10 protein-coding genes are annotated in these 13,128 nt (G+C 73.8%); 6 read left to right on the top strand and 4 right to left on the bottom strand.

Annotated features, from left to right (window positions below):
- Positions 1-242: 242 nt before the first annotated feature.
- Positions 243-1,508, top strand: coding sequence for a glycosyltransferase family 2 protein (locus tag JOF36_RS25335; RefSeq protein WP_210031445.1), 1,266 nt, complete (start codon positions 243-245; stop codon positions 1,506-1,508).
- Here the strand turns inward: JOF36_RS25335 and JOF36_RS25330 are convergent, their stop codons facing one another.
- Entirely contained in the window at positions 1,509-2,321 is an 813-nt protein-coding gene (locus JOF36_RS25330) for an enoyl-CoA hydratase (protein WP_307862588.1), read from the bottom strand.
- Complete coding sequence (locus JOF36_RS25325) at positions 2,318-3,502, bottom strand: CaiB/BaiF CoA transferase family protein (RefSeq protein WP_210031443.1); 1,185 nt, start codon at positions 3,500-3,502, stop codon at positions 2,318-2,320. The genes JOF36_RS25330 and JOF36_RS25325 overlap by 4 nt, the downstream gene beginning before the upstream one ends.
- A gap of 72 nt (positions 3,503-3,574) precedes the next feature.
- Here JOF36_RS25325 and JOF36_RS25320 point away from each other — a divergent pair, with 72 nt between their 5' ends.
- The gene (locus JOF36_RS25320; protein WP_307862587.1) at positions 3,575-4,309 is read left to right on the top strand and encodes a GntR family transcriptional regulator; all 735 of its coding nucleotides are present in this window, start codon (positions 3,575-3,577) and stop codon (positions 4,307-4,309) included.
- Between the two features lie 29 nt (positions 4,310-4,338).
- Here JOF36_RS25320 and JOF36_RS25315 read toward each other — a convergent pair whose 3' ends face one another.
- The gene (locus tag JOF36_RS25315) at positions 4,339-5,781 is read right to left on the bottom strand and encodes an SLC13 family permease (RefSeq protein ID WP_210031441.1); all 1,443 of its coding nucleotides are present in this window, start codon (positions 5,779-5,781) and stop codon (positions 4,339-4,341) included.
- A 246-nt stretch (positions 5,782-6,027) separates the two neighbouring features.
- On the opposite strand from JOF36_RS25315, the gene JOF36_RS25310 reads away from it, so the two are divergent.
- Genes JOF36_RS25310 through JOF36_RS25300 form a run of 3 tightly spaced genes read left to right on the top strand, consistent with a single transcriptional unit; the run spans position 6,028 to position 11,012 of the window.
- A complete protein-coding gene (locus JOF36_RS25310; RefSeq protein ID WP_210031440.1) occupies positions 6,028-7,194 on the top strand; it encodes a pyridoxal-phosphate-dependent aminotransferase family protein in 1,167 nt (388 codons plus the stop codon).
- Positions 7,195-7,252: 58 nt separating this feature from the next.
- Positions 7,253-10,207 (top strand): FAD-binding and (Fe-S)-binding domain-containing protein, encoded by a 2,955-nt coding sequence (locus JOF36_RS25305; RefSeq protein ID WP_210031439.1) that lies wholly within the window; start codon positions 7,253-7,255, stop codon positions 10,205-10,207.
- A gap of 4 nt (positions 10,208-10,211) precedes the next feature.
- Positions 10,212-11,012, top strand: a complete 801-nt coding sequence (locus tag JOF36_RS25300) for a fumarylacetoacetate hydrolase family protein (protein ID WP_210031438.1) — start codon at positions 10,212-10,214, stop codon at positions 11,010-11,012.
- 6 nt (positions 11,013-11,018) lie between these two features.
- On the opposite strand, the gene JOF36_RS25295 is transcribed toward JOF36_RS25300, so the two are convergent.
- Complete coding sequence (locus tag JOF36_RS25295; protein WP_210031437.1) at positions 11,019-12,185, bottom strand: glycosyltransferase family 4 protein; 1,167 nt, start codon at positions 12,183-12,185, stop codon at positions 11,019-11,021.
- Positions 12,186-12,332: 147 nt separating this feature from the next.
- On the opposite strand from JOF36_RS25295, the gene cobF reads away from it, so the two are divergent.
- Positions 12,333-13,127: a precorrin-6A synthase (deacetylating) gene (cobF, locus tag JOF36_RS25290; protein WP_210031436.1), complete on the top strand. Its 795-nt coding sequence runs from the start codon at positions 12,333-12,335 to the stop codon at positions 13,125-13,127.
- Position 13,128 lies beyond the last annotated feature (1 nt).

Genomic DNA, 13,128 nt, shown 5'->3' with positions numbered 1-13,128 from the left:
ACACCGCCACCATCATCACGACCACACCGCGACCCGCGTGAGCCGTGCCCCATCCCGACCCCGCACCCGAACCGGACCGGCCCGCCGGTCCGTACCCACCACGACAGCCCCGCCGGACCGGCGCCGCACGACCCTGCTCGCGGCGCGACCGGCGGTGGACGATGCGACGACCACCGGAGGCCTGCGAAGTGCCGGACCGACCATCCGGCCCGATCTGGGTCGGGGAGACACCCCACCGGCGCGTGCCGGGCCGGGAGCCCGCCACGGACCTGCAGGTCCCCGAGCGGTTCGGCACGGCGCGGCTGCTGGTGACCGACACCGGTGTGCCCGTCGGCCAGGTGGATGTCGCGCTGCGCCGGGGCCGTGCCACCGCGGACGAGCTCGCCCGGGCCGCGGCGACCGTCGCGGGTGCCGAGCCCCCGGCGTCGCCGCCGACGTCGGCCGAGCCGATGACCGTCGTCGTGGCCACCCGGGGGCGGCCGGAGAGCGTCCGTCGCTGCGTGGCGGCGATCCTCGCCGGGGACCATCCGGACCTGACCGTGCTCGTCGTCGACAACGATCCTCCGGACGGCCGGACCCGCGCCGTCGTCGAGGAGTTCGGCGGTGACGGCGTCTACTACGTCCGCGAGCCGCGCCGCGGGGCGTCGGTCGGTCGCAACCGGGGCCTGGCCGAGGCACGGACCCCCGTCGTCGCGTTCACCGACGACGACACCGAGCCGGACCCGGGCTGGGCGTCGCGGATCGCCGGCGCGTTCGCCGCCGATCCGCAGCTCACCGGGCTGAGCGGGCCGGTACTGGCCGCCCGGTTGGAGACCGCGCAGGAACGGGCCGCGGATGTCGCGCTGGCCTGGAACAAGGGATTCGTCCAGCGCCGGTTCCGGCTGGACGACCCGCCGTCGGACGCGCCGGTGTTCCCCTTCTCGCCGGGGCTGTTCGGGATCGGCGCGAACCTCGCGGTGCGGACCGGGCGGGTCCGGGAGCTGGGCGGCTTCGACGAGGCGCTCGGCCCGGGCCGGCCGACCCGCGGGGGCGAGGACATCGAGCTGCTGGTGCGGATCGTGCTGGGCGGCGGGACGCTCGCCTACCTGCCTGCGGCCTACGTCTGGCACCACCACCGGCCCTCCGACGAGGAGCTCCGCGACCAGCTCGCCGGCTACGCGCTCGGGCTGGGCGCGTTCCTGGGCAAGGTGGCGATGGACCCGCGGGCGCGCCGGCTGGCGATGCGCCGGTTCCCGGCCGCCGTCGCGCGGCTGCGGGAGATCGTGCGCCGGGAGTCGGCCGGGCGGCCCGGCGAGGGCGCGCCGCGGTCGCGGCCGGGCGAGGTGGCGCAGGCGCCGGAGGTTGCGGCACGGCGCCACCAGGAGACCGTCGCGCTGCCCGGTGGTGCCGCCACCCGCAAGGTGCGCGGGCTCGCCTCCGGGACCGTGCTCTACCTGCGGACCCGGCAGCAGGTCCGGGCCGAGGGCGGGGTCTGCCCGCCGCTGACCCGGCCGCGGCCCACGCTCTGATCAGCGGCCGGTCCACTCCGGCCGGCTCCCCGCGCCGAACGCCGCGACCGCGCCCCGGAAGTCCGCGGAGCCGTAGACCCGCTCGACGACGGCGGTGTCGTCGCCGCGGTCCCCGGGCGGGCGCCGGAGCAGCTCCTTCGTCGCCCAGATGGTGAGCGGTGCCCCGCTCGCCAGTCGCCCGGTCAGGTCCGTCAGGCCCGCGTCCAGGTCGTCGACGACCGCGTGCAGGAAGCCGGGGACGAGCCGGGCCTCGCCGGTCTCCAGGAGCCGCGCGGTGAGCAGCAGGTCCGCGGTCAGCCCGCGGCCCAGCGTCTCGACCAGGAGATCGAGGGTGCGCGCCGAGAGACAGTTGCCCAGGGTCCGTGCGATCGGGACGCCGAACCGGGACCCCGGGGTGGCGATGCGCAGGTCGGTGGCGCAGGCGATCCCGAGCCCGCCGCCGACGCAGAACCCGTCGACGGCGGCCACGGTGGGTACCTCGACGGCCCGGATCCGGTCGAGGACGGCCGTCACCTGCCGCTCGTAGGCCACCCCGTCGGCGCCGGAGGTGAACGCCGCGAACTGCCCGATGTCGGTGCCCGCCACGAAGGCCCGTCCGCCGTCGCCGCGCACGACCAGCACCCGGACCGCGTCGTCGGTGTCGGCCCGGTCGCAGGCCGCGACCAGCGCGTCGTACATCGCCCAGGTCAGCGCGTTGTGCTGGGCGACCCGGCGGAAGGTGAGGGTCAGGACCCCGTCGGCGAGGCCGGTCACGGTGTCGTTGCCGGCGTCGTTCCCCGTGTCGTTCCCGGCGTCGTTCCCGGGGGCGCTCACCGGTTGCTCCCCGGCGCCGGCGCGTGCAGCGCCGGCGCGCGCAGCTCGGCGAGCACGTCCGCGGTCCCCGACCCGAGCGGGGGGCCCGCGTCGCCGCGCCGCACCGGGGTGCGGGAGAACCGCATCGGCGATCCGAGCTGGCGTACCGGCCCGAGATCGGGGTGGCGGGCCTCCCAGAAGAAGTCCCGGTCGGCCAGGACCGGGTCGGTGAACACCTCGTCGTACCCGGCGATGACGGCGCACGGCACGCCTTCGGCCCGCAGTGCCGCAAGGACCTGCGCCGCGGTCATCGTGGTGGTGACCTCCTCGATCCGGGCGACGAGTGCCTCCCGGTTCGCGAGCCGGTCCGGGGCGTCGGCGAAGCGCGGGTCGACCGCCAGCCGGGCCAGATCGAGGGCCCGGCACAGCGCCGACCACAGCCGGGGCGTGTTGGCGCCGACCGTCACGTGGCCGTCGCCGGTGCGGATCGCCTGGTACGGCGCGTAGCGCTGGTGGGCCGAGCCCTGCCGGACCGCCACCTCGCCGTCCCCGAAGTACATCCCGGCCTCCCACACGGCCAGCGACACGCCCGACTCCAGCAGCGAGACGTCGATGTGCTGCCCGGTGCCCGAGCGGTCCCGCTCACGCAGGGCGGCGGTGACCGCGAGGGCCACGTACAGCGCGGTGACCAGGTCGCAGACCGGCACCCCGACCTTGACCGGGTCGCCGTCCGGGGCGCCGGTGACGCTCATCAGGCCGCTGGCCGCCTGGGCCATGATGTCCAGGCCCGCCCGCCCGGCCGCCGCGCCGTCCTGCCCCCAGCCGGACGCCGACGCGTACACGATCTCCGGTCGCCGTGCGCTCAGCTCCGGGTAGCCCAGCCCCAGCCGGTCCATCGCCCCGGGGCGCAGGTTCTCGACGACGACGTCGGCCCGGTCGACGAGGGCGAGGAAGGCGGCCCGGCCCTGGTCGGACTTCAGGTCCAGCACGACCGACTCCTTGTTGCGGTTCAGCCGCAGGAACGGTGAGCTCTCGCCGTCCAGGAACGGCCCGGCCGACCGGGTCGGGTCGCCACCACCCGGCGGCTCGATCTTGACGACGCGTGCGCCCAGGTCGGCGAGCTGCATGGTGGCGAACGGCGCCGCCATGAACGCGCCGACCTCGATCACGAGCACTCCGTGCAGGGGTGGGACGGTGGTCATGGACTACCTCCTCGGCCCGGGGATCCAGGCTGACATACGGTATACTGACAGTCGATATGGAGGATGATGCCGATGACCGCGGTGGATTCCGGGGACCGGCGGATCGTCGTGCCGCCGAGCATGGCCGAGCTGGCCGCCGACGCGTTGCGCGGCATGATCTTCTCCGGTGAGCTGAAGCTCGGGGAGCGGCTGGTCGAGGCGCGGCTGACCGAACGGCTCGGGGTGTCCCGGCCCCCGCTGCGGGAGGCGTTGCAGGCGCTCTCGCACGAGGGGCTGGTCGTCACGCACTCGCGCCGGGGCGCCACGGTCCGCTCGCTCACCCGGCACGACGTCTTCGAGATCGTGACCCTGCGTGAGGAGCTGGAGTCGTTCGCGGTGCAGCTCGCCCTGCCCGTGCGCTCGCCGGCCCGGTTCGAGCGCTGCCGCGCCGCGCTGCGCGACTTCGAGGAGGCGGGCCGGGCCGGCGACGAGACCCGCTTCATGCAGCGCAAGTTCGAGTTCCACCTCGCGGTGGTCGCGCTGGCAGGCCACTCCCGGCTGACCGAGGCCTACCGCGCGCTCTCGTTCCAGATGCTGCTCTGCTTCGCGCTGAACCGGGCCGCCCGCCGCGACGTCGAGACCCTGCTGGACAACGTCGAGCGGCACCGCGAGCTGCTGGCCGTCATCGAGGCCGGCGATCCGGCGCAGGCACAGCGCGCGCTGGCCGAGCACGGTCACGCGTCGTTCCTGCTCGACGTGATCGACCAGCTCGAGGGCGGCACCCCGGAGTCCGAGGAGTGGCTGGCCGCCCGGCGGGAGCGCCGGTAGCCCGGCAGCCCCGGCCGGGCGGCGGCCCATCAGCCCCAGCCGGGCACGACGAAGAGCATCCAGGTGGTGAGCGGGGCGATCGCGCACATGCTGAAGCCCCAGATCATCAGGCTGCGGAACACCCGGTCGCTCTGGTCGGCCGGCGCGTTGGCCACGACGAGCGCACCGCTGGTGGAGAACGGTGAGGAGTCGACCACCGAGGACGAGATCGCCAACGCGATGATCATCCCGATCGGCCCCACCTCGCCCGCCAGCAGGAACGGCACGGCGAGCGGGATCAGCGCGCCCAGGATGCCGGTGGTGGACGCGAACGCCGAGACGATCGCCCCGATCAGGCAGATGATGATCGCCGACAGCAGGGGTGAGCCGATCTGGGTGACGAGGTTGCCCAGCCACTCGATCGTCCCGACGCGCTCCATGAGCGCCACGAACGTCACGATGCCGCAGATCAGCAGCACCGTGGGCCACGCGACCTGACCGACTGCCGCCTTCGCCGACGCCGGGGAGATCAGCGACAGCACGACGGCGACGGTGAGGGCGGTGAACCCGACGTCGAGGCCGAACGCCAGCGCGCCGACCGCGAGGGCCACCAGTCCGAGGATGGTGAGCACGTGGTCCCGGTTCAGCGGGGCGTCCTCACCGGGATCGTCGTCGGTGTCCGGGCGGGGTGCGTCGTCGTCGGTGCCGCCGGTGTCCCCGTCCCCGTCCCCGTCACGGTTGCTCCCGTCGCCGGTGCCCCCGCTCCGGGGCGGGGTCCGGTGGGTCCGCACCGCGCCACCGGCCAGTGCCACCGACGTGGCCGGCTCGGCCGCCATGGCGATCGACCCCGCACCGCCCCGCGTGCCGGTCGTGGCCTCCGCGGACCGGCGGATCAGCTCGCGGCCGCCGAAGAGGAAGAACACCACGACGCTGAGCACGGTGTTGAACAGGAACGAGGCGAGGAACAGCAGCAGCGGGCTGCCGGGCAGTGCGTTCCGTTCGACGACGCCGTTGGTGATGCTGCCGAAGATGCTCATCGGCGAGAACCCGCCGGCGCTGGCGCCGTTGATGATGAGCAGGCCCATCATCATCGGGTTGATGCGGTGGCGGACCGCGAACACCATCCCGATCGGGGCGATGATGGCGACCGCGGCCGGGACGACCGCCCCGACCGCGGTGAGCACCGCGGTGACGCCGAACATCACCCACGGGATCAGGGCGATCCGCCCGCCCACGGCCCGGACGGCCATCTGGACCAGGCGGTCGACGGTCCCGTTCCCCTTCGCTATCGCGAACAGCAGGGTGACGCCCACCAGGATCACGAACAGGTCGCCCGGGAAGCCCGCGACGATCTCGTCGGAGTCCTCCCCGACGAAGGCGGTCCCGACGACGAACGCCGCGACGAACGCGAGGGCTCCCATGTGGACCGGCAGGACGGTGGCTATCAGGAAGATCAGGACTAGTGCCACGACGGTGATGAGCTGGATGGACATCTCGATCCTCTGGATCCTCTGTGGTCGGCATTGACACAGGCAGGGACGTGAGAGGCGGCCTCGCGTGGCGGCCACCATTCCGCTTCGCGGAAGTTCGGTTCCTCCGGGGGTGTAGGCCGGATCACACTGCGCGTGTGCTCCGTGGTCGGTTCGGGTGTCTCGACGGAAGACTGTAACCAGGTATACCGTCTACTGGCGAGGCCGGATTTCGCCGTGCGACAGACCGGCACCGAGCGTGGAGGACATATGACGTACGCGGCAGGGCGCCATTTCCTGCAGATCCCCGGTCCCACCAACGTCCCGGACTCCGTGCTCCGGGCGATGGCGGCGCCGACGATCGACCACCGGGGCCCGGAGTTCCAGGCGATGGGTCGTGAGCTGCTACGCGACATCCGGCCGGTGTTCGGGACCACGAACCCCGTCGTGATCTACCCGGCCACCGGTACCGGGGCGTGGGAGGCCGCGCTGGTCAACACCCTGAACCCCGGTGACGCCGTGCTCACCTTCGAGACCGGGCACTTCGCCACGCTGTGGCAGGAGATGGCGGGCCGGCTCGGGCTGGAGGTCCACTTCGTGCCGGGCGACTGGCGCCACGGTGCCGACCCGGCGATCGTCGAGGAGCGGCTGGCGGCCGACACCGGGCACCGCATCAAGGCCGTCTGCGTGGTGCACAACGAGACCTCGACCGGGGTGACCAGCCGGATCCCGGAGATCCGGGCGGCGATCGACGCCGCCGGGCACCCGGCGCTGCTGCTGGTCGACACGATCTCCTCGCTCGGGTCGATCGACTACCGGCACGACGAGTGGGGGGTCGACGTCACGGTCGCCGGCTCGCAGAAGGGCCTGATGCTGCCGCCGGGCATGAGCTTCAACGCGATCAGCGACAAGGCGCTGGCGGCCTCGCGGACCGCGACCCTGCCGCGCGTCTTCTGGGACTGGGGCCCGATGCTCGCCGCGAACGAGCGCGGCTTCTTCACCTACACCCCGAACACGAACCTGATGTACGGCCTGCGCGAGGCCCTGCGCCTGCTGTACGACGAGGGCCTGGAGAACGTCTTCGCCCGGCACGCCCGGCACGCCGAGGCCACCCGGGCCGCCGTGCGCGGGTGGGGCCTGGAGGTGCTGTGCCTCGACGAGCGCGAGCACTCCGGGGCGCTCACCGCGGTGCTGGTGCCCGCCGACGTCGACGCCGACAAGGTCCGGGCGGTCATCCTCGACCGCTTCGACATGTCGCTGGGCGCCGGGCTGGGCAAGCTCGCCGGGAAGGTCTTCCGGATCGGGCACCTCGGCTCGTTCAACGACCTGACCCTGGCGGGGACCCTCGCGGGGGTCCAGATGGGACTGACCCTGGCCGGGGTGAAGATCGACCCGGGCGGGCTGGACGCCGCGCTGGAGCGCCTGCAGGCCGGCTGAGCCCGCGCCGCTCCCTCCGGACATCCCCCGTCGCACCGTCGCGAGAGGACCCACCACGATGACCGCCGAGCTGACCCGTCCCGCCCGCCCGGCCCCCGCACCCGCCGGTCTCCAGGACGCGCTGCGTTCCCGGGTGAGCGGCGAGGTCGCCTTCGACGACTACACCCGGCACCTGTTCTCCCGGGACGCCAGCATGTACGCGATCACGCCGCTGGGCGTCGTCTTCCCGAGGACCCACGACGACGTCGCCGCGGCCGTGCGGACCGCGGGCGAGTACGGCGTCCCGGTCGTGCCCCGCGGGGCGGGCACCAGCCTTGCCGGGCAGACCGTCGGCCCCGGGCTGGTGCTGGACCTGTCCCGGCACCTGAACCGGATCGTCGAGATCGACCCGGCAGCACGCACCGCCGTCGTCGAGACCGGGGTCGTGCAGGACCAGCTCAACCAGGCGGCCGCCGCGCACGGGCTGATGTTCGGGCCCGACACCTCCACCAGCAACCGGGCGACCATCGGCGGGATGCTCGGCAACAACTCGGCGGGTAGCGGCTCGCTCACCTTCGGGATGACGATCGACCACATCCGGGCGCTCGACGTCGTCCTCTCCGACGGGTCCACCGCCCGCCTCGAGCCGGTCGACGAGAACGAGCGGCTACGGCGCGCCGAGGCCGACACCCTCGAGGGCCGGATCTACCGGGAGCTGCCCGAGCTGGTCACCGCACACGAGAAGACGATCGCCGAGGGCATGCCGCTGTTCTGGCGGCGGGCCTGCGGCTACCGGCTCGACCGGCTCGCCGGCTACGGCGAGGCGAACCCGTTCGACCTGGCGAAGTTCGTCGTCGGCGCCGAGGGGACCCTGGTACTGGCGACCCGCGCCGTCGTCGATCTCGTCCCGAAGCCGAAGCGCACCGTGTACGCGGTCGGGCACTTCGCGACCACCCACGGGGCGATCTCGGCGACCCTGGACGCGCTGAGCTGCTCGCCGCACCAGGTCGAGATGATGGACAAGACGATCCTCGACCTGTCCCGCCGCAAGATCGAGTACGCCGACCTGGGCAACCATCTCGTCGGGGACCCGGCGGCGCTGTTGTTCGTGTCGTTCTCCGGCGACGACACCGACGAGCTCGTCGCGAAGGTCGACGCGGTCGCCGATCTCTGGCAGCGGCACGGGCACGGCTACCACACCCTCAAGCTGGTCACCCCGGCCGAGCAGGCCGCGCTGCTGAAGGTCCGCAAGTCCAGCCTCGGGCTGCTGATGGCGGCCGGGGAGGGCACCCGGCGCCCGCTGGCGTTCATCGAGGACACCGCGGTCGCCCCCGAGCACCTGGCCTCCTACACCGAGCGGTTCGCCGCGATCCTCGACGAGCACGGCCTCGAGGCCGGGTTCTACGGCCACTGCTCGGTCGGCTGCCTGCACATCCGCCCGTTCGTCGATCTCACCGATCCCGAGCAGGTCGACACGATGCGGGTGGTCGCCGAGAAGATCAAGAATCTGGTCGCCGAGTACGGCGGGGTCAACTCCAGCGAGCACGGCGACGGCCTGGCCCGCTCGGAGTTCAACCGGGAGATCTTCGGCGACGAGCTCTACGAGGCGATGCGCGAGGTCAAGCGGCTGTTCGACCCGGCGGGCGTGATGAACCCCGGCAAGATCGTCGACGCGCCGCCGATGACCGACAACCTGCGCGACCGCGACGCGCTGCCCCCGGCACCGCCGTTGAACACTGCGCTCTCGTTCGAGGTGATCGGCGCGGGCGGGGGCACGACCATGCGCGACGCCGCCGACCGGTGCATGAACATCGGGCTGTGCCGCAAGTCGTCGGACGGGGTGATGTGCCCGTCGTACCAGGTGACACTGCAGGAGGAGCACTCCACGCGGGGCCGGGCGAACGCGCTGGTCAAGGCGCTGTCCGAGCCGGACCCGGCGGCGGCACTCGGCGACGAGCGGCTGCACGAGATCCTCGATCTCTGCCTCGGCTGCAAGGCGTGCAAGAGCGAGTGCCCGATGGGTGTCGACATGGCGTCGCTGAAGTCCGAGGCGCTGTACCACCACCACGAACAGCACGGGACACCGCTGCGCTCGCGGGTGTTCGGCGCGATCCGCTCGCTCAACCGGCTCGGGTCGGCCACGGCCCCGCTGTCGAACCTGCCGAACCGGATCGGTCCGTTGCGGGCGCTGCTGGAACGCACCGTCGGGATCAGCGCGGCCCGGCCGCTGCCCCGGTTCGCCCGGCAGAACCTGGTGCGCTGGAACCGGCGCCGGGACCGGCCCGCACCGGGCGGCGCCGGCACCGTGAACTGGCTCGCCGACTCCTTCACCACCTACACCGAGCCGCACATCGGCCGGGCCGCCATCGAGCTGCTCGAACGCGCCGGGTGGACCGTCGAGCTGGCCGGCGGGGGCTGCTGCGGCCGGTCGAGCCTGTCCAAGGGCCTGGTCGACGACGCCCGGCGCAAGGCGTCCGGCCTGGTCACCTCGCTGGCCCGGGACACCGATCTCGGCTCGCCGATCGTCGGGTGCGAGCCGTCGTGCGTGTTCACGCTGCGGGACGAGACGCTGGCGCTGCTCGGCCGCACGCCGGAGGCCGAGCAGGTCGCCGCGCGGGTCCGGCAGGTCGAGGAGCTCCTGGTCGAGGCGATCGACGACGGCAGGCTCCGGCTGCCGGAGGTGTCGGGCCTGAGCGGGCGGCGGGTGGTGTTCCACGGGCACTGCCACCAGAAGGCGGAGGTCGGCACGGCCGCGACGCTCGCCCTGCTGCGCCGCATCCCGGGCCTGGAGGTCGCCGAGATCGACTCGGGGTGCTGCGGGATGGCCGGTTCGTTCGGGTTCGAGGCCGAGCACTACGACACGTCGATGGCGGTCGGGCGGGACCGGCTGTTCCCGGCGATCGAGTCCGAGCCGGACGACACGCTGGTCGCCGCGACCGGGGTGTCGTGCCGCCAGCAGATCTTCCACGGTGTCGGGCGGACCGCCTGGCATCCGCTGGAGCTGGTGCGCGAGGCACTCGGCGGGCGGGGCTGAACCGGTGCGGCTCGTCCGGTTCACCGACGGCGACGGGACCGTCCGGCAGGGCTGTGTGGAGCCGAGCGCGGACGGGGACCTGGTCCGGGCGCTCGACCCGTCAGCGCCCGCTCCTGGCCCCGGCCCCGGCCCCGGCCGCCGCCCCGGCGCCGTCGTCGGCCGGCTCGACGAGGTCGGGCTGCTCGCCCCGTGCGACCCCCGCACCATCGTGTGCGTCGGCAGCAACTATCCCTGCCAGCTCGAGGAGAAGGGGCGGCCCTGGCCGGAGCACCCGGCGCTGTTCCTCAAGGCGCCGAACGCCGTCGCCGGGCCGGGCGAGCCGGTGCTGCGGCCCGCGCAGGTGGAGCGGCTGGAGTACGAGGGCGAGCTGGCCGTGGTGATCGGCCGGACCGCCCGCGACGTCACCGAGCGCGACGCGATGACCCACGTACTCGGCCTGACCTGCGCCAACGACGTCACCGCGCACGACTGGCGTGCCGACGGGCAGTGGACCCGGGCCAAGAGCGCCGACACCTTCTGCCCGCTCGGGCCGTGGATCGAGACCGACGCCGGCACCGGCGCGCTGGCGCTGCGGACCCGGCTCGGTGACCGCACGGTCCAGGAGTCCGACACCGGCCGGATGATCTTCTCGGTGCCGGCGATCCTGGCCTGGGTGACCCGGTGGATCACCCTGAGCCCCGGTGACGTGGTGCTGACCGGGAGCCCGGCCGGGGTGGGGCCGATGGTGGCGGGGGACCGGGTCACCGTCGAGATCGAGGGCATCGGCGCCCTCACCAACCCGGTCGCCGACCGCCCGGCTCCATGACGGGAATCATGCCCCGCCCGGTGCGACCGCCTCCGGTGCATCGAGCTCGGCCGCGACCGGGGCGTCGACGTACCCGAGCGCGCTGCGGTAGACCTCGCCGAGCCGCGCCGCCCAGCGTGAGGACTCGAAGCGCTCCAGGAACCGCGCCCGGGCCGCCGCACCGCGCCGGGCCCGCAGCTCCGGGTCGTGCGCCATCCGGACCAGCTCGTCCGCGATCCGGGACGCCGACACCGGCGTGAGCGCGCCGGTGTCCCGGGTGACGATCTCCGGGATCCCACCGACCCGGGTCGCGACGGCGGGTGTCCCGGTGCCCTGACCGAGCACGAGCATCCGCGGCATCGTGTCGTGCCGCGTGGTGTGCAGCTGGATGTCGGCGGCCCGCAGCAGCTCGACCGGGTCGCCCGCCCGGCGGAACGTGACCCGGCCGGACAACGCGTCGTCGCCGGCCACCCGGGACTCCAGCCACGGCCGCAGCGGGCCGTCGCCGCCGAGGACCACGGTGACCGGCTCCTCCGGGGCCAGCTCCGCGACCGCGTCGAGCAGCATGTCCTGGCCCTTTCCGCGGCGCATCGGCGCCACCGAGACGGCGACGACCTCGTTCTCGTCGACGCCGAGCCCGCGGCGCAGCCGGGCGGCCGACTCCGGGGTTCCGGCGCCCGGGTCGGCGGCGCCGTCCGGGATGACCGAGAGTCCGGCGGTCGAGCCTGCGACCTGGCGGTACCAGTCCCGTTGCAGCGCCGACGTCGCGATCGTGCGGGTCATGAACCGCTTGCGGGCGAGGATCTTCGCCGTCCGGCGGAGGTGGTCGCCGCGGTCCGCGGGTTCGGTGTGGATGTGGTGCAGGGTCGAGACCGCCGGGAGCCGCAGGCGGACGGCCGCGGCCGACCCGACGACGTCCGGTCGCAGGCCGTGCGTGTGGACCAGGTCGACGCCGTGCGCGCGCAGCGCCGAGACGACCTTGAACACGGCGCGGGGGTCCCACGGCGCCACGTTCAGCTCCACCGGGGCCGCACCCGCGCGTTCGAGCCGGGCGGCGACGGCGGGGTGGCCCGACGGGGTCAGGGCGACCACCAGGACGTCGAACCCGGCGGCCGGAGCGGCCTCGGCCAGGTCGGTGAGCGCGGCGGCGACGCCACGGGAGTCGAGGGACTCGACGAGATGTGCGATCTTCACGTGCTTCGGCCTCCCGGAGGTGGAGCGGGTACGTCGGTCGGCGGCCCCGGAGACACTACCGAGTGACGACGGCCGGTGACGGGTGTGGCGGGCACTCACCCGGTGCCACGGCCGGGCGGGCCGCTCCCGTCCATTACGGTCGGTGGCGTGCGTACGGTGCTGGTGATCGGGATCGGGGCCGGCGATCCGGACCACATGACCCTCCAGGCGGTGGCCGCCCTGCGGCGCGCCGACGTGGTGTTCGTCATCGACAAGGGCGACGTCAAGGACGATCTGCTCGCCCTGCGCACCGAGATCCTGGGCAGGCACCGCCCGGACGGCGGCCACCGGCTCGTCACCGCGCCCGAGGTCGATCGCGACCGCGGCACGGAGGTCGAGCGCGACGACGGGCGGTACCGCGACGTCGTCGTCGACTGGCAGGACCGGCGGGCCGAGCTGTACCGGGAGATGCTCGCGACCGAGCTCGCCGACGGCGGGACGGGCGCCTTCCTGGTGTGGGGCGACCCGTCGCTGTACGACGGCACGCTCCGGCTGCTCGACCGGGTCCTCGACGGGATCGAGGGGGAGTGGGCGGTCGAGTCGATCGCCGGCATCTCCAGCGTCGCCGCCCTCGCCGCGGCCCACCGGCTGATCCTCAACCGGGTCGGCCGGCCGGTCCTGATCACCACCGGCCGGCGGATCGCCGACGGGATGCCCGCCGACGTCGACGACGTCGTGGTCATGCTGGACGGCCGCACGGCCTTCGCCACGCTCCCGCCGGAGCAGCGCGCGGACCTGCACGTCTACTGGGGTGCCTACCTGGGCACACCGGACGAGCTGCTGGTCGCGGGCCCGCTCGACGAGGTGGCGGACGAGATCCTCGAGATCCGGGCGGCCGCCCGCGAGCGCAAGGGCTGGATCATGGACACCTACCTGCTGCGCCGGGGCGCCGACGGCCGCTGAG

The organism is Pseudonocardia parietis (genome assembly GCF_017876315.1).
Classification (GTDB): Bacteria; Actinomycetota; Actinomycetes; order Mycobacteriales; family Pseudonocardiaceae; genus Pseudonocardia; species Pseudonocardia parietis.
Note: the sequence above shows the minus strand (reverse complement) of the source record. Positions and strands in the feature narration are given on the sequence as shown.

Excerpts from the sequence above, each read along its gene's own strand:
- JOF36_RS25305 (WP_210031439.1), top strand. The coding sequence starts at position 7,253 with ATGACCGCCGAGCTGACCCGTCCCGCCCGCCCGGCCCCCGCACCCGCC.
- JOF36_RS25315 (WP_210031441.1), bottom strand. The coding sequence starts at position 5,781 with ATGTCCATCCAGCTCATCACCGTCGTGGCACTAGTCCTGATCTTCCTG.
- JOF36_RS25325 (WP_210031443.1), bottom strand. The coding sequence starts at position 3,502 with ATGACCACCGTCCCACCCCTGCACGGAGTGCTCGTGATCGAGGTCGGC.
- JOF36_RS25320 (WP_307862587.1), top strand. The coding sequence starts at position 3,575 with ATGACCGCGGTGGATTCCGGGGACCGGCGGATCGTCGTGCCGCCGAGC.
- JOF36_RS25310 (WP_210031440.1), top strand. The coding sequence starts at position 6,028 with ATGACGTACGCGGCAGGGCGCCATTTCCTGCAGATCCCCGGTCCCACC.